18 protein-coding genes are annotated in these 21075 nt (G+C 69.9%); 11 read left to right on the plus strand and 7 right to left on the minus strand.

Going from position 1 to position 21075, the window contains the following annotated elements; genetic code table 11:
* Positions 1–55: 55 nt before the first annotated feature.
* The 5 genes from OG801_RS13285 to OG801_RS13305 are packed head-to-tail and all read right to left on the minus strand — an operon-like array spanning position 56 to position 6305.
* Positions 56–3625 carry a CDP-glycerol glycerophosphotransferase family protein gene (locus OG801_RS13285; protein WP_406036055.1) on the minus strand — a complete coding sequence of 1190 codons (3570 nt, stop codon included), beginning with the start codon at positions 3623–3625 and terminating at the stop codon, positions 56–58.
* A 59-nt stretch (positions 3626–3684) separates the two neighbouring features.
* Positions 3685–4092 carry a hypothetical protein gene (locus tag OG801_RS13290; protein WP_406036056.1) on the minus strand — a complete coding sequence of 136 codons (408 nt, stop codon included), beginning with the start codon at positions 4090–4092 and terminating at the stop codon, positions 3685–3687.
* A complete protein-coding gene (locus tag OG801_RS13295) occupies positions 4092–4838 on the minus strand; it encodes an SDR family NAD(P)-dependent oxidoreductase (RefSeq protein ID WP_406036057.1) in 747 nt (248 codons plus the stop codon). The genes OG801_RS13290 and OG801_RS13295 overlap by 1 nt, the downstream gene beginning before the upstream one ends.
* Positions 4831–6057, minus strand: a complete 1227-nt coding sequence (locus tag OG801_RS13300) for an AMP-binding protein (protein ID WP_406036058.1) — start codon at positions 6055–6057, stop codon at positions 4831–4833. Before OG801_RS13300 ends, OG801_RS13295 begins: the two co-directional genes overlap by 8 nt.
* A complete protein-coding gene (locus tag OG801_RS13305) occupies positions 6054–6305 on the minus strand; it encodes an acyl carrier protein (RefSeq protein ID WP_355223853.1) in 252 nt (83 codons plus the stop codon). The genes OG801_RS13300 and OG801_RS13305 overlap by 4 nt, the downstream gene beginning before the upstream one ends.
* Positions 6306–6357: 52 nt before the next feature.
* Here OG801_RS13305 and OG801_RS13310 point away from each other — a divergent pair, with 52 nt between their 5' ends.
* Both OG801_RS13310 and pseI read left to right on the plus strand, forming a co-directional pair.
* Positions 6358–6894: a GNAT family N-acetyltransferase gene (locus OG801_RS13310; RefSeq protein WP_406036059.1), complete on the plus strand. Its 537-nt coding sequence runs from the start codon at positions 6358–6360 to the stop codon at positions 6892–6894.
* Entirely contained in the window at positions 6894–7949 is a 1056-nt protein-coding gene (gene pseI / locus OG801_RS13315; RefSeq protein WP_406036060.1) for a pseudaminic acid synthase, read from the plus strand. The genes OG801_RS13310 and pseI overlap by 1 nt, the downstream gene beginning before the upstream one ends.
* On the opposite strand, the gene OG801_RS13320 is transcribed toward pseI, so the two are convergent.
* Positions 7946–9010: a PseG/SpsG family protein gene (locus OG801_RS13320; RefSeq protein ID WP_406036061.1), complete on the minus strand. Its 1065-nt coding sequence runs from the start codon at positions 9008–9010 to the stop codon at positions 7946–7948. The genes pseI and OG801_RS13320 overlap by 4 nt on opposite strands.
* A 180-nt stretch (positions 9011–9190) precedes the next feature.
* Here OG801_RS13320 and pseB point away from each other — a divergent pair, with 180 nt between their 5' ends.
* The 4 genes from pseB to OG801_RS13340 all read left to right on the plus strand — a co-directional run bounded on the left by pseB (position 9191) and on the right by OG801_RS13340 (position 13375).
* Positions 9191–10153, plus strand: coding sequence for a UDP-N-acetylglucosamine 4,6-dehydratase (inverting) (gene pseB, locus OG801_RS13325; protein ID WP_406036062.1), 963 nt, complete (start codon positions 9191–9193; stop codon positions 10151–10153).
* Positions 10154–10313: 160 nt separating this feature from the next.
* On the plus strand, positions 10314–11435 hold the full coding sequence (locus OG801_RS13330) for a DegT/DnrJ/EryC1/StrS family aminotransferase (protein ID WP_406036063.1): 1122 nt from the start codon (positions 10314–10316) through the stop codon (positions 11433–11435).
* A 26-nt stretch (positions 11436–11461) separates the two neighbouring features.
* Entirely contained in the window at positions 11462–12154 is a 693-nt protein-coding gene (locus OG801_RS13335) for a cytidylyltransferase domain-containing protein (RefSeq protein WP_406036064.1), read from the plus strand.
* Between the two features lie 75 nt (positions 12155–12229).
* Positions 12230–13375 (plus strand): hypothetical protein, encoded by a 1146-nt coding sequence (locus OG801_RS13340; protein ID WP_355017473.1) that lies wholly within the window; start codon positions 12230–12232, stop codon positions 13373–13375.
* 24 nt (positions 13376–13399) lie between these two features.
* Here OG801_RS13340 and OG801_RS13345 read toward each other — a convergent pair whose 3' ends face one another.
* On the minus strand, positions 13400–15724 hold the full coding sequence (locus tag OG801_RS13345; RefSeq protein ID WP_406036065.1) for a hypothetical protein: 2325 nt from the start codon (positions 15722–15724) through the stop codon (positions 13400–13402).
* A 61-nt stretch (positions 15725–15785) separates the two neighbouring features.
* Between OG801_RS13345 and OG801_RS13350 the strand changes: the two genes are divergently transcribed.
* From OG801_RS13350 to OG801_RS13370, 5 genes are read left to right on the plus strand one after another with little or no spacing between them, the layout of a single operon-like run.
* Positions 15786–16784, plus strand: coding sequence for a glycosyltransferase (locus tag OG801_RS13350; RefSeq protein ID WP_406036066.1), 999 nt, complete (start codon positions 15786–15788; stop codon positions 16782–16784).
* On the plus strand, positions 16781–17785 hold the full coding sequence (locus tag OG801_RS13355; RefSeq protein ID WP_406036067.1) for an NAD-dependent epimerase/dehydratase family protein: 1005 nt from the start codon (positions 16781–16783) through the stop codon (positions 17783–17785). The genes OG801_RS13350 and OG801_RS13355 overlap by 4 nt, the downstream gene beginning before the upstream one ends.
* Complete coding sequence (locus OG801_RS13360) at positions 17782–18540, plus strand: class I SAM-dependent methyltransferase (protein WP_406036068.1); 759 nt, start codon at positions 17782–17784, stop codon at positions 18538–18540. Before OG801_RS13355 ends, OG801_RS13360 begins: the two co-directional genes overlap by 4 nt.
* Before the next feature lie 59 nt (positions 18541–18599).
* A complete protein-coding gene (locus OG801_RS13365) occupies positions 18600–19439 on the plus strand; it encodes a hypothetical protein (RefSeq protein WP_406036069.1) in 840 nt (279 codons plus the stop codon).
* On the plus strand, positions 19436–21067 hold the full coding sequence (locus OG801_RS13370) for a hypothetical protein (protein WP_406036070.1): 1632 nt from the start codon (positions 19436–19438) through the stop codon (positions 21065–21067). The genes OG801_RS13365 and OG801_RS13370 overlap by 4 nt, the downstream gene beginning before the upstream one ends.
* Positions 21068–21075: the final 8 nt, after the last annotated feature.

The raw sequence follows: 21075 nt of genomic DNA on the forward strand, positions 1-21075 counted from the left end.
AAAGCAGCGATGGCGCGCCCCGCAAGGGGACGCGCCATCGCTGCTTTTGTGACCGTCAGGGCTTGTCGAAGCTGGGCTTGTCGAAGAAGGCCTCGACGACCCGCTCGGTCGCCTTACCGTCCTGGGTGTACTGGTACTTGGCGTTGAACTCGGCGATCCGGTCGCGGTGCTCGGCCTCGAGCCGGTCCAGGTCGGACAGGGCCGCGACGACCTCCTCGGCGGTGTCGAGCATCGGCCCGGGGGCGGTGTCGGCGTAGTCGTAGAGGAAGCCGCGGATGCCGCCGGTGTAGTCGGACAGGTCGGGCACCAGGAACACCATCGGCCGGCCGGTGAGGGCGAAGTCGAAGCGCAGGCTGGAGTAGTCGAGCACCGCCGCGTCGGAGGCCAGGATCAGGTCGTTGATCTCCGGGTAGTCGGTGACGTCGATGATCCGGGCGGTGCGCTCGCTGCGCTCGCTGCCCTTGGAGTTGAACCGGTGACCGCGGAGCAGGATGACGTACTCGTCGCCCAGGGCCTCGCTGGCCGCGACCACGTCGAGGTGCTCGACCATCTTCGCCGAGCGGTAGTTGAGCGCCAGGTGGTCCCGCCAGGTCGGGGCGTAGAGGACCACCTTCTGGTGCGAGCCGATGCCGAGCAGGTTGCGCGTACGCTCGCGGGCCTCCGCCGCCGACGGGAGGACCAGCGCGTCGTCGCGCGGGTAGCCCTCGCCGTGGATCGGGCCGTCGTAGGCGTACTCCTCGCGGTAGTAGCGGTCCATCTCCGGCGTCGGGGTCAGGATCAGGTCCCACCCGGCGGTCGTACGGTCGAGCTCGGCCTCGCAGCGCAGCGGCGAGAACATCTTCGCGCGCCACATCCGCAGGCCCATCGACTTGGCCGGGTAGCCGTGGAAGGTCTGCAGGAACCGCTGCCCCTCCCGCTTGCGCCACCAGCGGTCGAAGTCGATGTTCTGGACGAGGTACTTCGCGGTGCCGATGACCCGGTACCACTCCGGGCTCTGCAGCACGACCGGGATGCCGCCCTCGGGGACCCGGGAAGCGTGGTCGGCGACGCCCCAGTAGAGGGTGAGGTCGGGCCGGGTGCGACGCAGGTGCTCGTGGATCGCGAGCTGGGAGTCGGTGGCGGTCGAGCCGGCGTAGGTCGAGAGATAGACCGCGGACTCGTCGAGGGGCTCCTCGGCCGCCAGCACGCGCTCGCGGGCGAGGTTGTGGGCGTAGCTGCCGGCGTGGTCGACGGGGATCGGCGGCTGCAGGGTGACTCCCGGGCCGTTGCCGTTGACCGGGCGCAGCCGGACCTCGTCGCTGGTCTGGAACTCGGCCTGGTGCTCGAGGAACGCGGTGGTGTGGCGTACGTTGCCGGGTCGCTTGGCTCCGCAGGTGAGCTGGAACTGGTAGATGCCGCTGGGCAGGACGGACTCGCCCAGGCCCCACTCGTCCCAGCGCAGCGTGAAGACGACCTCGAACGCGGCAGCAGCGGTGTCGATCTTGACGGTCTCGCTGTGGCGCGATCCGGAGAGGGTCAGTCGGGCGTGCTTCGGGATCGAGCTGAGCCACTCGCCCCGCACCGTGATCTGGCCGTCGCCGAGCTCGACGCGGTCGATCGCGACGGTGTCGGTCACCTCGATGATCTGGGCGTAGCCCCGGCCGTCCCGCGAAGCCAGCACGCTGCCTCCGCGTTCGCCGGTCCACGGCGAACCGATCGGGTCGGTCCAGACGATCCGGCCAGAGGTCCCGCCCTGGAGAGTGTCCAGCCGCCAGGCGGCCGGCACGCCGGGCTCGACGGCACCGTGGGCGGGGAGGCTGAGGGTGACCTTGCCGTCCTTGACGGGCGCCTCGATGTGTACGCCGCCACCGATTGCCCGCACGGCCTGCGGCAGCTCGCCGGCGAGGGTCAGGGAGACGGTGCGGCCGTCGACCTCCGCCTTCTCCAGGGAGGTCGCTGTCGTCGGGACGGCGCGGAAGCTGAGCTGGTCCAGGTAGCGATCGCAGGCCACCGACAGGCCGGCGGAGGTGTGGACCCGCGGCCGGTAGCGCGTCGCCAGGTTGCCGGCCGGGCCGCGGGTGTCGATCTGGACCTCGCTGGTGGTGCGGACGACGCCGTCGATGCCGACGGTGACCTCGAGGTGCCAGCGCCCGGCGGTGAGCCGGGTGAGGTCGATCTCGGTGCGGCACCCGCCGGCGCGGTAGTCCTGGTACTTGTGGCCGATGGTCATGTTGGCCTGCGCGTCGCGCCGCGGCGTCACGGTCAGGTCGATCGGGTCGGGCAGCGCCGTGTCGGGGTCGCTCGCGGCGCCGTCCTCGTCGGCGGTGGCGACCAGGTCGGGCACCAGGCGGGCGGTGAAGAACGGGGTCGCCTCGGCGAGGTCGACGAGCTCGATCCGCGCCACCAGGTCGACCACGAGCCGGTCGGAGTCGAGCGGACGTACGTCCCGCACCAGCACCCGCGCCGGCGTCTCGTGCTCGTTGAGCGTGGTCACGGCCTCGGGCAGGTCCGTGTCGGGGAAGATCCCGCGCACCTGACCGCCGACGACCCGGGTGCGCAGGTTGCCGCGCTCGAACCAGCGCGACGCGACGAACGCGGTCAGCTCCTCGCGCTGGTCGGCGATGAGGTAAGTCAGCCGGGCCCGCACCTCGACCGGGAGCTTGAGCCACACCTCCGGAGAGACGTCGCGCTCGATCTCGACGACGAGGTCGCGCAGGGCGGTCCACTGCTCGGCGCTCATCCGCTCGACGTCACCGAGGATGGTGTTGGCGCGGCCCGCAAGCCCGCCGAGCGCCCAGTGGTCACGCAGGTCGGAGTCCAGCTCGCCGATCGCGACCCAGGTCGAGCGGGTCTGCGCGATCCACTCCTCCATCCCCAGGGTCTGGTCGTGGAGCTGCTCGACCGGGGTGCCGTCGGCGCGGTCCATGTCGACGCACACCGGCGCGGTGACCACGTCGAAGCGGCTGGCCTTCAGGTAGCCGTCGAAGCCGACCGCGTCGGCGCCGCCGCGGCCGCCGAAGCTGAAGCCGTTCTGACGCCAGAACGAGGTGCGGAAGAGCCGGTTGCTCACCCCGACATCGCTCAGCGCCACCGGGAACTCGTCGAGGGTGAGGCCGGAGCGGTTCTCGGCGTGCACGAGGTCGTAGGCCGGCACCACCGGCGGGGAGAGCCGCTGGCGACTCTCGATACGACCGACCGCGAGATCGGAGCCGCTCTCCTCCAGGGAGGTCACCAGCGTACGCATCGCGTTCTGGGTGAGGAGGTCGGCGGCGAGCAGGAAGCAGACGTAGGCTCCGCGCGCCACGCGACCACCACGGTCGCGGGCCTCGGCCTGCGTCGCGGAGCTGTCCAGCAGCCGCAGGCGGTAGTCGTCAGGGAGATCGGCGAGGATCTGATCGCTCACCACGCTGGCCTGGCCGTAGGGGGCGATCAGGATCTCGAGGGTCGTGTGGGTCTGCTCGCGCACGGAGAGCAGCGACTCGGCCAGATACTGCTTGTCCTGGTCGGTCACCGTCACCACGACCGAGACGAGCGGTCCGCGCTCGTGGCCGAGAACGCGATGCCCGGCGTCACGAGCCAGTCGACGGACACCCTGAGGCATCCTTCGTTCGGCGCGACGCAAGACGTCGACGATTCCCTGACCCATGCACAGTCCCTCTCGGTTCGAGGGCGTCCCGAATGACGCTCCCGCGAATCTGATCGAACTCAGAGGTTACAGGCGAACGAACAGTCTTCCGCACTCCGGCCGATACCCCTCAGGGAACCTTCGCCAGGGAGTCTGCCGATCGAGACCACGATCCCGCCCGGCAGACGTACGGTGCTCAAGTGCACCTCTGAGCCAGAGTCGTCGGCCATCAGGGCCACGATGTCGGCGACGCCGCGGCCGAAGAGCTTCACGACGCACTCCGCCCGGGTCCATCGCTCCCAGAATCCGTCGGTGCCGAACCGCCTGGCGAGGGCCGTCGGGACCGTACGCTCCACCTCGGCGTCGACCGCCACCGGGACGTCGTAGGAGCCCACCCAGGCGACCACTCGGCCGTCGTGCAGGTGGCTGCGGGCGCGATAGCCGGCGAGCTCGGCATCGCTGCCGACGCGGAGCCGGCCGGCGGGCATCAGATCGAGCCGCCGCCGTCGATGACGATCGACTGGCCGTTGATGTTGGTCTGCTCGAGCAGCAGCATCCGCACGGTCGGCACGACGTCCTCGGGAGTGGTCATCGCACCCGAGGGCGTACGCCGCGCGATCGACTCGAGCTGGTTCGCACCGAGCACCGCGGACATCTCGGAGGCGAAGAACCCGGGAGCGACCGAGTTGACCAGCACCCGGCCACCGAGCTCGCGGGCCAGCGAGCGGGTCGCCGCGTCGAGACCGCCCTTGGTGGCCGAGTAGGCCACCAGGCCCTGATAGCCGCGCTGGCCACAGATCGAGGTCACGTTGACGACCCGACCCTTCAGACCTTTGCCGATCAGGCGCCGCAGCACGAACCGGGTCAGCACCAGGGGCGCGGTCAGGTTTGTCTCGATGATCTGTGCGATCCGGTCGGAGGAGGTGTGCACGTGCAGCGAGTCCTGGCCGATCGCGGCGTTGTTGACCAGCCCGTCGATGACGCCGAGCCTCGCCTCGACCTCCTTGACGAACGCCTGGGCCGCCTTCTCGTCGGTCACGTCGACCGAGCCGAAGTGGGTGTCCTCGGGGTACTTCGAGGCCAGCGCCTCGAGCTCGGGGGTCACCGTGCGCGCGAAGGCCGCGACCTTCACCCCGCGCTCGAGCAGGTCGGTGACGATGGCGAGGCCGAGGCCGCGGGAGGCACCGGAGACCAGCACGACTGACGCGGGCGGGAAGGGTTGAAAGTCAGACATCACTCTTCAGGGTCTCCTTGGCCGGGATCTCGGCGAGCATCTTGATGCGCCGCGGCACGGCGTACTCGGGCAGCCGCTCGGCGGCCCAACGGGTCAGGTCGTCGGCGGTCACGCCCGCGTCCTGGTCGGCGACCACCTCGGCGACGACCATGGTGCCGACCAGTGGCGCCTTCCGGCCGCGTACGGCCGCCCAGGCGATCGCGGGATGGGACTGCAGCAGGTCGCGTACGGCACCGGCCGACACCTTGGAGCCACCGACGTTGAGCTCGTCGCGGTCCAGTCGACCGGTGACCAGGACCCGGCCGTCCTCGATACGGACGGCATCGCCGGTGCGTACGGCCCCGGCCATCTCCACGCCCGAGGCGTCGGTGCCGTGGTGCGGCGAGGTGATCACCAGCTCGCCGTCGACCACCGACAGTCGCGGGCGACCGGGGACGTCGCCCTCGAGCCACTCCTCCGGAAAACCGGCGCGACCGTCGTGGACGACGATCGAGGCGCCCACCTCGGAGGAGGCGTAGATCCAGGAGACGCGCGCATCAGGGAAGGCCTCGCCGAGCTGCGTCAGCACCGCCTGGTCGACCGGTTCGCCACCGAGGGTGACCTGCTCGAGCGGGAGCTTCTGCAGCTCGGCGCCGTGACGCATCAACGTACGCCGCCAGAACGTCGGGGTCCCGGAGACGGCGGTCACGCCGTGCTCGAGCGCCGGTGTCACCCAGTCGTCCAGGTCGGCCGGGTCGACGAGCACCAGGTCCTGACCGGGCACGCCCAGCCCGAGGGTGATCACCTGCCACCAGGCGTAGGTGCCGGGCGAGTAGGGGCACAGCCAGGTGCGCGGAGCCAGCTCGCCGGTCACCGTCGAGAGCGACTCCAAGGTGTGACCGACCCGCTTGGGCCGGCCGGTCGACCCGGAGGTGAGCAACCAGACCCGGCCGTCCTCGGCCGCACGGCGACTGGTGGCCTCTTGCACGCCGCCGGACGGCTCGACGAGGTCGAACCCGGCCTCACGAAGCTCCGTCGCAAGGGACTCGTCGCGCCGGCCGGCGGCGACGACGAGCAGCTCGCCGCCGTCCTTCAGCCCGGCGACCGCTGGCAGCGCATCGACACTGTGCTCCACCACATGAGCCGTCGGCGCCGGCCGTGGCGCGGCGTGCTGGACGAGCTCGCCCCAGGTCGTGCGCCTCCCCGTCCGAGCGTCGACGACGAGGTTGTCGGCGATCACTGCCCCTGGATCTCGACGAGCAGGTCGAGCACGTCTCCGATCGTCTCGATCGAGCGAAGTCCTGCCGCCTCGAAGTTGAGCTCGTCGTCGATCTCGTCCTCGACCCGGAGCGCGAGCTCGGAGAAGTCGAGGGAGCGGAAGCCGATGTCGGCCAGCTTCGCGGTGTCGTCAGCAGGCAGGGTCTTCCCCTGCACGGCCAGCACCTCACCCATGAGCTTGCGGACCGCCGGTCGGTCAAGAGTCTCCATGGCCTCGGACCATATAACGTGACGGCGCATCCCCTGATGTCTGAGGAGACCGATGTTACGACGGGCGACCGACGCCGACATTCCGAGCATGCTGGCGTGGCGCAACCAAGAGGCGAACCGGTCGGTGAGCATCAACCAGCATCTGATCACCGCCGAGGAGCACGCCGCCTGGTGGTCCCGGGCGAGCCAGGACCCGACCCGGCGGGTGCTCATGTTCGAGTACGCCTCCCGCCCCCTCGGCGTGGTGACCTTCTTCGATCACGATCCCGTCGCGAGATCCGCCTCCTGGGGCTTCTATCTCGACCACGACGGCACCACCGCCGACGGCACGGCTCTGCTCGCGTGGACCAAGATCATGCGTGAGGCTGTGGCGTATGCCTTCGCCCCTGAGCCCGACGGCCTCGACATCGACCTCCTCCAGGGCGAGGTGCTCCCCCACAACGAGTCCGTACGCGCCATGAACCGCCGGCTCGGATTCACCGAGGGCGAGCCCTATGAGCAGACCACTGACGACGGCGTGGTGACCGCGATCCCGGTCAGCCTGCACCGCGACGACCGACCGACCCGACGTTCCGCCAAGGAGCAGTGATGACCCACCACGAGATCACCGTCGGGGACCGCACGATCGGTCCCGGCCACGAGCCGTTCGTGATCGCGGAGATGTCCGGCAACCACGGCGGCGACCTGGAGCGTGCGCTCGACATCGTGCGCGCCGCGGGCGAGGCCGGCGCGCACGCGCTCAAGATCCAGACCTACACCGCCGACACCATCACCCTCGACGTCGACACCCCCGCCTTCCGGCTCTCGGCCGACCATCCGCTGTGGCCCAACCGCCGCCTCCACGAGCTCTACGAGGAGGCGCACACGCCGTGGGAGTGGCACGAGCCGATCTTCTCCCTGGCCGGCGAGCTCGGGATGGTGCCGTTCAGCGCCGCGTTCGACCCGACCGCGGTCGACTTCCTGGTCGGGCTCGGGGTCCCGATGCTGAAGTCGGCCTCCTCCGAGATCACCGACCTGCCGCTGGTCCGCGCGATCGCCGAGACCGGGCTGCCGACGATCATCTCCACCGGCACCGCGACGCTCGCCGAGATCGACGCGGCGGTGCGTACGGCACGAGCGACCGGCAACGACGACCTCGTCGTGCTGGCCTGCACGGCGTCCTACCCGGCTCCTCCGGAGGCCTCCAACCTCCGCGGGATCCCGGTGCTGCGCGACGGGCTCGACGTCGCCGTGGGTCTCTCCGACCACACGCTCGGTATCGGCGCCTCGGTCGCGGCCGTCGCCCTCGGCGCCTGCGTGATCGAGAAGCACATCACGCTCTCGCGCGAGGACGGCGCCGTCGACTCCGACTTCTCCCTGGAGCCGCACGAGTTCGCGTCGCTCGTCAGCGAGACGAAGATCGCCTGGCAAGCACTCGGCGAGGCCCGGATCGGCCCGAAGTCGGCCGAGCGCGAGGGCCTGCGCTTCCGTCGTTCGCTCTTCGTCACCCGCGACGTACGCGCCGGGGAGAAGGTCGGTCCGGACAACGTACGCTCCGTCCGCCCCGCCGACGGGCTCCCTCCGGGCGACGTCGACATCGTCTTCGGCCGCACCTTCACCCAGGACGCCCCGGCCGGCACACCGCTCAGCTGGGACCTGGTCTAGACCCGATCGCGGACGAGGGCGAGGAGCGCGTCGGCGACGCGCGCCGGCCCTCGGCCGTCGACCATGGCCCAGCAGGCGGCGCGCAGCCTCTCCCGCAGACGTACGTCACCCAGGAGGTCACGCATCCGGGCCACGGCGTCCGCGGAGTCGCCGTCTAGCTCGGCCAGGGTGGCGATCCCGACGGCCAACTGCTCCTGGTCCATCCGGACGTACGCGTCCTTCTGGTTGTCGGCGACGCAGACGAACCCGGCCGCGGCGCCGAGGCAGAAGAGCTCCCAGGCCGAGGTGCCGGCGGCGCTGAGGACAACATCGGCGTCGGCGACGAGCTCGGCAAGGGTGTCGGTCGGCCCGATCACGTGGACGACCTGGCCCGGCGCCGGCTCGATGCCGGCGATCTCCTCGGCCAGCTCCGGGGTGGCGGCGATGGCGGTCAGCTCCACGGCCATCGCCGCCCGTGCGACCAGGCGCACGACGCGCGGTGCGACCCCGAAGGCATCCGTGCCGCCGAAGAAGGCCAGCACTCGCAGGGGTGTGTGTTCATCCGCGGCGGTCTTGGGTGCGCTCGGGCGATGCCGGACGATCTCACGTCGCTGCTGGGCGTAGTCGAGGCCACCGAGATGCCTGGCCCCCTCGGGGATGGCCCAGGTGGAGGCCTCCGCGCCGAGGTTCTGGTCCAGGTACAGGTCGGCGACCCGTCCGCGCGGGTCGCCGTCGGTGAGCGCCAGCAGCGGCCAGCGCTCCCTCAGGTCGGCGTAGACCGAAGCCGGGAGGAGATAGGAGTCCACGACCACCGACGACGGCTCGAGGCGGGCGAGAACGTCGCGGACATCGCCAACATCGTCCGGTCCCGGCGACGCGATCTCGATCCCCCGGCGCCGCACCTGCTCCGCGACCCACGGCACGCGGACCAGGTCGGCGACCACCACGACGCGTACGCCCCGGGCGACGAGCTCCTCCCCGAGGGCCAGGCAGCGCATGACGTGCCCGATCCCGACCTCGGGACCGGCATCGCACACCATGGCCACGCAAAGACCTTCGGCCTCGACCGATCCCACGGACATGTATGCGCAACCTCTCGGATTCGTCCGTTTCGGCGGACGGCACGGCATGTGTCACCTTTTGCGCGCCGTATCGTTGGCGCACCAGTGAGGCCCAGAGTAGAGAGCATCCCTGTGACCGTGCCCAATTCGGAAGTCCGAGAGTCCACCCCGAACGACCATCCTCTCGATGGCGCCAGCATCTTGGTCACTGGTGGGACGGGATCGTTCGGGAAGGCGTTCATCCGCCACCTCCTGGACAACCTCAACCCGCGACGCGTGATCGTCTTCTCGCGCGATGAGCTGAAGCAGTACGAGTGCCGCCAGCTGTTCGGCAACGACCCGAGGCTCCGCTGGTTCATCGGCGACATCCGCGACCGCGACCGCCTGCACCGGGCGCTCCACGGCGTCGACTACGTCGTCCACGCCGCTGCTCTCAAGCAGGTCGACACCGGGGAGTACAACCCCTTCGAGTTCATCAAGACCAACGTCCTGGGTTCGCAGAACGTCGTCGAGGCCTCCATCGACGCCGGGGTCAAGAAGGTCGTCGCCCTCTCGACGGACAAGGCCTCCTCGCCGATCAACCTCTACGGCGCGACCAAGCTGACGGCCGACAAGATCTTCATCCTCGGCAACAACTACGCCTCCTCCTACGAGACCCGGTTCTCCGTGGTGCGCTACGGCAATGTGACCGGCTCGCGCGGTTCGATCATCCCGAAGTGGAAGGCGATGGCCGAGCGCGGCGAGGCGCTCGGAATCACCGACATGCGCTGCACCCGGTTCCTGATCACGCTGCCGCAGGCGGTGCAGATGGTGCTCGACACCTTCGAGATCATGCAGGGCGGTGAGCTGCTCGTCCCGCACATCCCCTCCCACAAGGTCGTCGATCTGGCTGAGGCGGTCGCACCGGGGGCGAAGCTCGTCGACATCGGGCTCCGCCCCGGCGAGAAGCTCCACGAGGAGATGATCAGCCCGGAGGAGGGCCGCCGCGCGGTCAGCATCCGCGACGGGAAGTACTACGTGATCGAGCCCGAGAACCCGCAGTGGGGCTACAAGCCGATCATGGACGCCGTGCCGGTTCCCGACGGCTTCCACTGCGCCTCGGACAAGAACGACATCTGGTACGACGCCGAGGACCTCCGCAAGGTTCTGGAGTCGGGGATCTAGTGTCCCAATCCGAGAGTCCGTGCCGTAAGTCGTGCGATGCGTGCGTGCATCGCAAGGCGGCGTCGCGACGGCATACCGGGCGTCTTCCGAGCGATGCCAACGCGGCGAGGTGCGTGCGCAGCGTGCGACTTACGGTGCGGAATGGAGGTGCGGGACACTAATGCTGCCGTACGGACGCCAGTCGGTCTCCGAGGAGGACATCGAGGCAGTCACGGCGATCCTGCGTGGCGACTGGCTCACCACCGGGCCGACGGTCGACGCGTTCGAGCAGGCGCTCTCCGACCTGGTCGGTGGGCACCGGGCCGTCTCGTGCACCTCCGGCACCGCTGCCCTCCACATCGCCTACGCCGCCGCCGGCGTGGGTGCCGGTGACGAGGTCGTCACCACGCCGATGACGTTCGTGGCGACCGCGTCGGGGGCCTCGCTGCTGGGCGCCAAGGTCGTCTTCGCCGACGTGGAGGAGGACACCGCCCTCCTCGACCCGGCCGCCGTCGACGCCCTCGTCACCGACCGCACCAAGGTGGTCGCCGCCGTCGACTACGCGGGCCATCCGGCCGACTACGCCGCGCTGCAGCCGATCGCCGACCGGGTCGGCGCGCTGACCCTCGGGGACGCCGCCCATTCGATCGGTGGCTTCTCCGGCGGACGCCCGGTCGGAGACCTGGCCGACCTGACCACGCTCTCGTTCTTCCCGACCAAGAACCTCACCACCGCCGAGGGTGGTGCTGTCGTCGCCAAGGACGCCGCCATCGCGCAGCGTGCCCACGAGTTCCACTTCGTGGGGCTGATGCGTGACGCCGACCGGTTCCGGATCAAGGACGAGGGGCCGTGGCACCAGGAGGTCCACGAGTTCGGGCTCAACTACCGGCTCACCGACCTGCAGTGCGCCTTCGGGCTCTCCCAGCTCGCCCGGCTGGCCGGGTTCAAGCAGCGACGCGCGGAGATCACCGCCCGCTACAACGCCGCGCTCGCCGACGTCGACGGGCTGCGGCTGCCGGTCCAACGCGAGGGCGTGGACCCGGCGTGGCACCTCTATCCGGTGCGCATCCTCGAGGACCGTCGGCGCGAGGTCTTCGAGAAGATGCGGGCGGCCGGCATCGGCGTACAGGTCAACTACATCCCGGTCTACTGGCACCCGGTCTACGCGGACCTGGGCTACCAGCGCGGGATGTGCCCGAACGCGGAGGCGTTCTACGCCGAGGAGCTCTCCCTGCCGCTGTACCCCGACCTGACCGACGACCAGGTCGACCAGGTCGTCGAGACCCTGATCGGAACCCTGTGAAGACCGCGGTCATCACCCAGGCACGCATGACCAGCACCCGCCTCCCCGGCAAGGTGCTCCGGGAAGCAGCCGGCATCACCATGCTCGAGCACCACCTCACCCGGCTCACCGCGGCCAGCCTCCCGGTGATCGTCGCGACGACCACCAACATCGACGACGACCCGGTCGCCGTCCTGGCCGACAAGCTCGGCGCCGGGGTGGTCCGTGGCAGTGAGCCCGACGTGCTGTCGCGCTTCGCGCTGGCGGTGCGGGAGTTCGAGCCCGAGGTCGTCGTCCGGGTGACCAGCGACTGCCCCCTGATCGACGGCGAGGTCGTACGCCGCGGCATCGACGCCTGGGCCGCCGCCGACGATCCCGCGCTCTATGCCAGCAACGCCCTGGAGCGCACCTATCCGCGAGGGCTCGACTTCGAGGTCTTCTCCGCGGCGGCGCTGCTGGAGGCCGAGCGGCTCGCGACCGAGACGCCCCACCGCGAGCACGTCACCCCGTGGCTCTACGCCGACGACACCCGGCCCAAGCTCAACCTGCCGTGGGAGCGGGACGCCTCGGCGTACCGGATCACTCTCGACACCCCCGAGGACCTGCGGCTCCTGCAGATCCTCATCGAGGACCACGACGCCCATCGTCTCGACACCAGCGGCCTCGTCTCCCTCCTGGAGACCCACCCCGAGCTGGTCGAGATCAACGCTCAGATCGAGCAGAAGAAGCTCGGCCAATAAGCCCCGGCGGGTAAGATTCGTGCACGCGGGACGTCGCGCCGCACCCCATCCCAGCAGCGACACTTGGAGCGGTGCATGCAGAAGACTCTGATCGTCCATTCCGGCACGTTCAAGACCGGAAGCACGGCGATCCAGACCTTCCTTGCCCGCGCGAGCCGCGAGGGAAATCTCCCTCCCGAGGTCGCCTACCCGACGATCGGCCGAGGCACGCACAGCGTCCAGCACCAGAACCTCTACTCCCAGCTCCTCGGCGAGGTGCTCTTCACCCCCGCCCTCGGCACCTGGGAGCAGCTCGTCGAGTCGATCGCCTCCGGCAGCGCCGAGACCACGGTGATCTCGTGCGAGTCGTTCTCGCTGCTCAAGCCCGAGCACATCAGTGCGATCGGCGACTACGCGCGCCAGGCAGGCGCGAAGGTCCGTTGGGTCCATTACGTCCGCGATCAGGCCACGTTCTACAACGCCTTCTACGTCGAGCGGCTGATGGTGATGCGACCCGAGCACGCCGAGCTGGTCGATCTGCCCTTCGAGGAGTTCCGCGAGTGGTCACCGCTCGACATGAGCTTCCTGCGCTACGGGGAGTTCGCGGACACCATCACCACGGCCATCCCCGACGTCGACCTGCGGCTGCGCCCCTTCATCCGCAAGGAGCTGCGCCACGGGAACGCCGTCGCGGACTTCCTGAGCACGTGCGAGCTCCCGATCCAGGGCGAGGGGGCGGGGTCGAGCAACGTCGGATCCGGCTGGCGGACCGTCGAGACCGCGCGACACCTGGCTCCGATCGTGGCCGCCGCACCGATGCGTGGCCGACTCCGAGGCGTCGACTCCTGGAAGGCCACTCGTCTGAAGTGGATCCAGATCCTCCGTGGCGAGTTCGTCACCAAGGCCACCCAGCTCGGCTGGAACGACTCCAGCGCGGTCTACATGACCTCCGAGTTCCGGCAGGAGCTGCTCGACGACTATCGCGACGACAACCTCCTCATCGGCAAGCTCGGCGGCTTCTCCTTCACCGACATGATCGAGCAGAGCAGCTTCCCCGACTACAACATCGGCGACTACGCCACGATCCCCGGCGACGAGGTGATGGCGGTCGTGAAGCTGGTCATGCAGGGCCTGCACACGATTCCGGAGGAGATCCAGCAAGAGGTCGAGGACGCCCGCGCCCGTCGAAGGGAAGCGGAGGCCTCCCAGCGGGGCCGGCTCCGTCGCCTCCTGCGCCGTTGACCGGAGCGTGATCGGTCCGCGGGGTCAGCGCAGGTCGAACACGGAGTACAGCCCCTGCTTGAAGCGCGGCTGGCCGAGCTCGCGGCGCAGGCCGCGGAGGTCGGCGCGATAGCGACGATCGACGACGAGCCAATCGACACCGTGCTCGTCGCGCAGCGTGGCGATCGTCGCCGGAGACGGCTGAATGATCGCCGCATCGTTGGCCTCGAGCAGCTCCGGGTCCCAGAAGGGCAGATAGGCGGAGTTGTTGAGATCGGTGGACGGGAGACCGACCACGAGCGGGTCGATGTAGGCCCATCCTTCGACCAGGACCCGACGCTCGGCGTACGCCGCGATCCAGAAGTTCCGGCGATCGCAGTCGGGCACGGGCAGCCCGATGCAATGGGCGTTGGTCGCGATCAGGTCATCGGTCTGTGAGTGCTCGCGGACGAACCGGGCGGCGGCGACTCCATCCGGACCGATGATGTCGGTGTCGGGAGCCCGCGGAACGGCGGGCCCGGCGACCGCGAGCGCGACGGTCTGCGGTGCGCCGGCGAGCACGACTCCCAGCATCAGCGCCACGACGGCCGGGAGCACCGCGATCGTCGATCGCCTGGCGTACACGAGCACGACGACGAGTGCGACGGCGAGCACCAGGAGCCCCACGACGAGCTGGGTCAGCAACGTCGGCGTGAAGGCGGAGCCGTCTGCCGGCATGTCGTCGCCCACCACCAGCCTCGCGATCACGATGGCGAGGCAGCCGAGAGCGGCGCAGCCGGCGATCCGGAGGCCGTCGCGCAACGACAGGTCGACGGGGAAGATGTCCGAGAGCGAGACGGCGATGAGCACGGCGAGGAATCCGCCGGCGCCCAGGAGGAAGTACGCCTGGCTCAGCGCAGGATGGCTCAGGACCATGAACGCGCCGGCACCAGCGGCCCAGGTGCCGGCCAGGAACACGAAGTCGGGCCGTCGCCAGCCCCCACGCACCAGGGCCGCGATCACCGGCACCGCGACGAGGAGGAACCCGACCGTGAAGCTGATCCAGATCGACAACGGCGCGGAACCAGGCAGGGTCTCACCCTCCGGCAGCATCAAGATGCCGAGCCGCTGCACGGTGCTCCCGTTGAGATCGATCCCGGTCGCCCGGGTGCCGCCGCCGTAGAACAGCTGTTGTGCGACCAGGAAGACAGCGACAGCCGACCCGAGCTGGACGCCGAGGGTGCGGACCATCCGCGTGCGACGCAGCACAGCCGCGATCACCAGAGCCAGGAACAGCCCGGCGACGATCGTCGGCAGGGCCGACGACTTCGCACCGGCCACGGCGACCATGACGACCACCGTGAGCAACCACGGCCCCCATCGCCACTGCTCGCGCCGGATCATCTCCACGACCAGCACCATCAGGACCATCTGCAGCGGCATCACCAGTGCGTGCGTCGGGCTGTCGAACGCGCGGGTGACGGAGTCGAAGGCCAGCTGCGCGGGGCTGACCAGGCTCGTCCAGCCGAAGAAGTCCGGAGTGGCGCCCATGGCGAGGACGAGGGCAGCGACGAACCCGGTCCACTTCCGTCCGGTGAGACGGGTGGCCGCTGCGTACGCTCCACCGACCGCGAGCAGGACGAGCAGTGCGATCGACATGCTCCGCATGAGCACGATGAGCTCGATGTGCGTGACCGTCGCCGCCGACGCCAGGTGGACGTAGACCAGCCAGTGGTAGAAGAGCGGGGTGCCGTCCACCCACGGCATCTGGGCGGGAAAGTGGTGCAGCAGATCGCCGGCGATCGCGAGGTGGAAGGGCTCGTCGACATACGGGGCCCGCAACGCGTCGACCGGTCTCTGGGTCCACACCTGGTTCGTGACCAGAAGGACCTGTACGCCCGCCACCGCCGCGCCGGCCCACGACCACAGGCTCGCCCGTCCGATCACCACCGGACCGACCCGCCGGCGGCGCCAGACGACGACCATCGCGCCGAAGAGCACCGCGACCGGATAGCCGTAGATCAGCTCGGTGAGATCGAAGAGCCGCAGCAGCACGTAGAGCGGAGCCTCGAGGACGAGCCCGAGGATGGTGCCGAGGACCAGGTCGTTGCCGAGGCTCGGTCCCGGCTTGGCGACCGCTCGCCACACCACCGTGCCCGGGAAGGTGAGGAACGCCAGGACGTACCCGGTGAAGAGCAGCGCGTCGCCGAGGTCGACTCCGGCGACGCGTACTGCGAGAACGAGCGTCGCGCCCACGACCAGCACGCCCGGGAGCAGCCCGGACCAGGACCTTCCCGGGAAGACGCGGTCCGAGAGCGGCCGGTCCGAGGAGGGCTTCGCGTCAGGTGCGGCGCCTACGGTTGCCGGGTCTGCAGTCACCCGGGCGATCATGCCAACAAATTACCTACATGGAGTACACCGAAGCCCCTCCGGATGCGCTATTTTCCTAGCGATGTCCCTCACCCACACCGTCTCCGTCGTCATCCCGGTCTACCGCGGTGCCGAGACGCTTCCGGAAGTGGTGAGCGAGGTCGTAGACCTCGCCGAACCCTTCGTCACCCCGAACGGGCACCAGGGACGCATCACCGAGATCCTGCTGGTCCACGACCATGGCCCGGACACGTCCGATCTCGCCATCCGACAGCTCGCCGCGAAGTACGACATCGTTCGCCCGATCTGGCTGAGCCGCAACTTCGGCCAGCACGCCGCGACCCTCGCCGGACTGGCGTCGTCGGGGTCGGACTGGATCGTCACGATGGACGAGGACGGCCAGCACGACCCGGCGTACATCGGGCCGATGCTCGACACCGCGCTCAGGGAGCGGGCCGCGCTCGTCTACGCCCGCCCCACCAACGCGGCGCCCCACGGTCCGCTGCGCAACCTGACCTCGCGCGGTTCGAAGGTCGTCATCGACCGCCTCATGCCCGGTGGCAGCGCCCGGCAGTTCAACAGCTTCCGTCTGATCCTGGGCGAGTACGGCCGGAGCGTGTCCGCCTACGCCGCCAACGGGGTCTACCTCGACGTCGCGCTGAGCTGGGTGATCTCCGATGTGGCGACGTGCCCGGTGGAGCTGCGCGAGGAGGGTGAGCGGCCCTCCGGTTACAACTACCGCTCCTTGATGTCGCACTTCTGGCGGATGGTGCTCACCGGCGGCACCCGTCTGCTGCGGGCGGTCAGCATCTGCGGAGCCCTGCTCGCCGCCTCCGGCATCGTCCTCGCGGTCATGCTGGTCGTCGCTCGCCTTGCCGGCGGAGTCCCGGTCCAGGGCTGGACCTCGTTGATGGCGGCCGTGCTGGTCTGCTCCGGCGCCATCATGCTCACCCTCGGGGTGATCGCCGAATACCTCGGCGTCTCCGTCAACATGGCGATGGGCAAGCCGCTCTACGTCATCGTCAGCGACCCCGCGAACGGCCCGCTTCGCGAGTCACCCCTGCCGGGTCGTCCCGAGTGACCGGCGCTCAGCGCCCATCCCGACCGCCCACGCTCGTCGTCGGTGGCGGCGGTCTGCTCGGCCGCCACGTACGCAGCGCGCTCGAGCGCTCCGGGGCGCCCGCGCGGACGACGAGCGTGCCCTGGGACGACCCGGTCGCCGCCCGCGCCGTCCTGAGGTCCGAGCTCGCCGCCTTCGTCGACTCGTCGCCGGACGGCCGCGTCAACATCGCCTGGTGCGCCGGCGCGGGCGTGGTGTCCACCCCGGCGGACGACCTCGAGACCGAGGTGTCGCTCTTCCGCGACGTACTCGATGACCTGCGTGCAGCACTGCGGCCGACCACCCGACTCGCGTTCTTCTTCGCATCCTCCGTCGGTGGCGTCTACGCCGGTTCGGCCGATCCCCCGTTCACCGAGCTCTCCGAGCCTCGTCCGCTGGTGGCGTACGGCAGGGCCAAGCTGGCCATGGAAGAGGCACTGACCGCATTCTGCGCCGAGACCGGATCGGTGGCGCTCATCGGCCGGATCACCAACCTCTACGGGCCCGGCCAGAAGCTCTCCAAGCCCCAGGGCCTCGTCTCTCAGCTGTGTCTGGCCCAGCTGCGCGGCACGCCGCTGCCGGTCTGGGTCTCCTTCGACACCATCCGGGACTACCTCTACGTCGGCGACTGCGCCGAGATGGTCGTCGACGCCCTCGACGGGATCCACGAGCACGTCCGCGGTGCCGGATCCAACGCCGTCGTCAAGATCCTCGCCACCGGCACCGGAGCGACCCTCGCCGCTGTCATCGGAGAGACCAACCGGGTCTTCAGGCGGCGGTCAAGGCTGCGCATCCCGGGGGCCGGCACGCCCGGCCAGGCACGCGACCTGCGGGTCCGCAGCGTCGTCTGGCCGGAGCTCGACAAACGGACACAAACGCCTTTCTCCGTTGGCGTGCGTCGCATCGCCGATGAGATCGCACTGGCCTACGCTGCTGGTACCTCCGCACTTCCGACGCACGTGAGCGAGATCTCCATCCGATGACCGAAACGCGCATGCTGCTGGGCACCACGACGGGCGGCTCTCCATCGATCGCCCAGAGCGACTACTGGTGGTACCGAGCGCGCACCCGGATCCTCGAGACCGTCATGAAGCCGTACGTCGGGACGCCACGCCGCCTCCTCGACGTCGGCAGTGCCGACGGGCCCAGCGTCACCTGGCTCGAGGGCACCGCCGAGCACCACGTCTCGCTGGACGTCGACCCGCGCGGCCTCGCCGACGGCGGCGTGTGCGGCTCCGCGACCCGGCTTCCGTTCGCCGACGGCTCCTTCGACGTGGTCGCGGCCTTCGACGTCATCGAGCACTGCGAGCCCGAGGCCGCTGCCCTCGCCGAGATCGAGCGCGTCCTCGCCCCCGGCGGCCGCTTCCTGATGTCGGTTCCGGCGTACAACTGGGCCTGGACCCGCCACGACGACCACAACCACCACTACCGGCGCTACACCCTGCGGCGGGCGGTGGAGGCGATCAAGGCGGCCGGGCTCTCGCCCGTGCGAGCGACGTACGGCTTCACCGGCACGTTTCCGATGTTCGCGGCTCAACGCCTGGTCACCCGGGTCAAGGAGCGCGGCACGGCCAGTGCCCGGCAGCTTCCCGAGGGCGGCGTCGCACCGCTCCCCGAGGTCTCGCCCGGGATCGAGAAGGTCCTGCTCGGCGCCACCCGCATCGACGAGCGGCTGCTGACCCGACTCGATCTGCCGTTCGGGTCCTCGGTGCTGGTCGCCGCGGTCAAGACCAGCTGAAAATGCATACACTTCAATGGCGGGACGGTCGCCGTTCACCAGACCGTGGAGACTGAGACTTGGACACGAGCAATCACTGGTACGGACACGCCCACATCCTCTCGGAGTACTGCGGACTCCCGTTCGAGCAGCCGCGCCCGATCTGGGGTGTGCTCCAGCACGGCTGGAACCTTCTTCACGGCTTCGGCCCGGGCCACGAGCCGCCGTACGGCTTCCCCAAGTTCGTCTGGTCCCACGCGAACCTGCGCCGCGGCCAGGCGGTCGGCTGGCGCGACTACGCCGTGATCGGCGCTCCGTGGAACTACCTGCTCAAGCTCAAGAAGGACGTCGAGCCCGTACCCCCGGCTGAAGAGCGCGAGGGAACGATCTTCTACCCGTTCCACACCTGGGACCACGGTGAGATCAGCGGCGATCACGACCGGCTGATCGCGGAGATCCGGGACACCGAGGACGGCCCGGTGACCGTCTGTCTCTACTGGATCGAGTACGACATGCCGGAGATCCGTCGCCGCTATGAGGACGCCGGCTTCCGGGTCATCTGTCACGGCAAGCGAGGCACGTTGCGTCAGGGCACCGACATCCGCTTCCTCCACAAGCAGTACGCGGAGCAGATCCGCCACCGTCGGGTTGCCTCGAACCGCCTGACCACGGCGATCTTCTACGGCGCCTCGGTCGGCTCCGAGGTCGCGGTCTACGGCGACCCGATGACCTTCGCCGACGTCAGGGACGCCAGCGTGAGGGACGGGAACGAGCAGGCCAAACGGTTGTTCCCCGAGTTCCACGGGGTGGAGACCGACGCAGAGGAAGTACGCGCCACGACCGTGCGCGAGCTCGGGCTGGATGCCATGGCGTCGCCTGCTGAGCTGCGCGCGCTCTTCGGATGGGAGATCACAGCATGAACGACATCGACACGGCTTCGAAGGTCGCCTACAGCGTCGTCTCGGGAGACATGTACGACTGGTCCGACATGGCCGGCGTCCGGGCGCTCCCTCGCGGACCGGTCCTGACCCGGTTCGCCGTGGCGACGGCAACCGGCGCCTCCCACCTGCTCGTCGTCGGCCCGCACGACCTCGACCTGCTCGACGCGGTCGTCGACCGCGCCGCGACGACGACCGTCGTCCTCCGCACCCACTCCGACGCGGAGCTCGTCTCAGAGCGGTACGCCCACAGGGCTGTCGACGTCGTCTGCGGTGACCTGCGTGCCTGGGCTCCCGATCGGCCGGCCGACGCCGTGCTCGCCCTGGACGGGTTCGGACGGGTCGCATCGATCGACGCAGGCCCGGCGGACTGGCACGCGATCGCCGAGCACCTCGCCGGCCACACGAGCGGCGACTCTCGGCTGGCGCTGGTCGTTCCCAACCCAGGATCCCCGCTCGCACAGCTCAGGGCCGTCAACCCAGAGGCATCCAACGACAACGCTGACTGGTCGTTCCCCGTCCATGATCGTGCGAACCCGCGAAGCCTCGCGGACGCGAGCGCACGGTTCGGCGGTCGCGGCTACACGCTGTGGCCCGACGTCGGGTCTCCGACCCTGGCCGCAGCTCCCGAAGCCTGTTCGGTCGCGCTCGCGGTCGCTCACGGCCGCCCCGCCGACACCCCCACGCTGCGCGAGGTCCAGCCTGCACTGGGCCAGGCGCTGGACACGGTGGGAGCCGCGGGAGCCGCCGGCGGTTGGCTGGTCACCCGCGGGATCGACCCGATCTCGTCGGTCGTCGGTGTCGATCGGACCGGTGACGAGACGTCCTGGACCGCTGCCGAGCGGTCCTGGCTGATCGAGGCCATGCACGACTCGGCTCGGCGCGACGCTTCGGGCCTTCGTCACCACGTACGCCGGCTGCGCGACGCGGTCGCCGACGCACCCGAGCGCTGGTGCGGTCTTCAGGTCGACGAGATCGGCCTCGACGCCGGCCACGTCGTCCCGGTCCACGAGTCGACGGTGAAGCTCGGCGAGTCCGCCGACGAGATCCTCCTGGGGCTGCTGGACGAGCTCGCCGCGTACCTCTGCGTGGCGGGGTGGCGCCACCCCTGGCCCGCCGGTCGCGGCAGGGACGAGCTCACCGTCCTGCTCGCGGCGACCATCGATGTCGCGGTGACTCCGGCCGACGTCTACCAGGTACGCCGACGGCGAGAGTCCGCGCTCTCCTCGACCGGCATGACACCCGTGGTCGCAGGACGGCATGCGCCGCAGGAGGCCGACCCGAGCGAGCTCCGGAAGCTGACGGACGAGAACGAGGCGCTGCGCGGCCAGGTGACCTGGTTCAAGCAGCAGATGCGTCAGCGTCAGACGATGACCCACGAGGTACGCACGGCGGCCCGACGCGACGTCGCGGCACTGAACGATCGCATCAAGGAGCTGGAGGACCAGCTGAGCGCTCGGCAGGCCCCCACCGTCAACCGAGTCGCCAAGCGCGCATCGTCCGTCCCCGGGCGGGCGCGTTCCGGCTTCGGACGCGTACCCGGGGCCCGGCGCGCGGCCCGCCTGCTCAGAAGGGTTCTCCGCGCGCTCCGACGCGTGGCCAAGCGTTAGGGCCTCAG

Source organism: Nocardioides sp. NBC_00163, from assembly GCF_045206295.1.
Lineage (GTDB): Bacteria > Actinomycetota > Actinomycetes > Propionibacteriales > Nocardioidaceae > Nocardioides.

Coding starts and splice junctions, on each gene's coding strand:
- OG801_RS13285 (WP_406036055.1), bottom strand. CDS start 3,625: ATGGGTCAGGGAATCGTCGACGTCTTGCGTCGCGCCGAACGAAGGATG.
- OG801_RS13290 (WP_406036056.1), bottom strand. CDS start 4,092: ATGCCCGCCGGCCGGCTCCGCGTCGGCAGCGATGCCGAGCTCGCCGGC.
- OG801_RS13295 (WP_406036057.1), bottom strand. CDS start 4,838: ATGTCTGACTTTCAACCCTTCCCGCCCGCGTCAGTCGTGCTGGTCTCC.
- OG801_RS13305 (WP_355223853.1), bottom strand. CDS start 6,305: ATGGAGACTCTTGACCGACCGGCGGTCCGCAAGCTCATGGGTGAGGTG.
- OG801_RS13310 (WP_406036059.1), top strand. CDS start 6,358: ATGTTACGACGGGCGACCGACGCCGACATTCCGAGCATGCTGGCGTGG.
- pseI (WP_406036060.1), top strand. CDS start 6,894: ATGACCCACCACGAGATCACCGTCGGGGACCGCACGATCGGTCCCGGC.
- OG801_RS13320 (WP_406036061.1), bottom strand. CDS start 9,010: ATGTCCGTGGGATCGGTCGAGGCCGAAGGTCTTTGCGTGGCCATGGTG.
- OG801_RS13330 (WP_406036063.1), top strand. CDS start 10,314: ATGCTGCCGTACGGACGCCAGTCGGTCTCCGAGGAGGACATCGAGGCA.
- OG801_RS13335 (WP_406036064.1), top strand. CDS start 11,462: ATGACCAGCACCCGCCTCCCCGGCAAGGTGCTCCGGGAAGCAGCCGGC.
- OG801_RS13340 (WP_355017473.1), top strand. CDS start 12,230: ATGCAGAAGACTCTGATCGTCCATTCCGGCACGTTCAAGACCGGAAGC.
- OG801_RS13345 (WP_406036065.1), bottom strand. CDS start 15,724: ATGATCGCCCGGGTGACTGCAGACCCGGCAACCGTAGGCGCCGCACCT.
- OG801_RS13350 (WP_406036066.1), top strand. CDS start 15,786: ATGTCCCTCACCCACACCGTCTCCGTCGTCATCCCGGTCTACCGCGGT.
- OG801_RS13360 (WP_406036068.1), top strand. CDS start 17,782: ATGACCGAAACGCGCATGCTGCTGGGCACCACGACGGGCGGCTCTCCA.
- OG801_RS13370 (WP_406036070.1), top strand. CDS start 19,436: ATGAACGACATCGACACGGCTTCGAAGGTCGCCTACAGCGTCGTCTCG.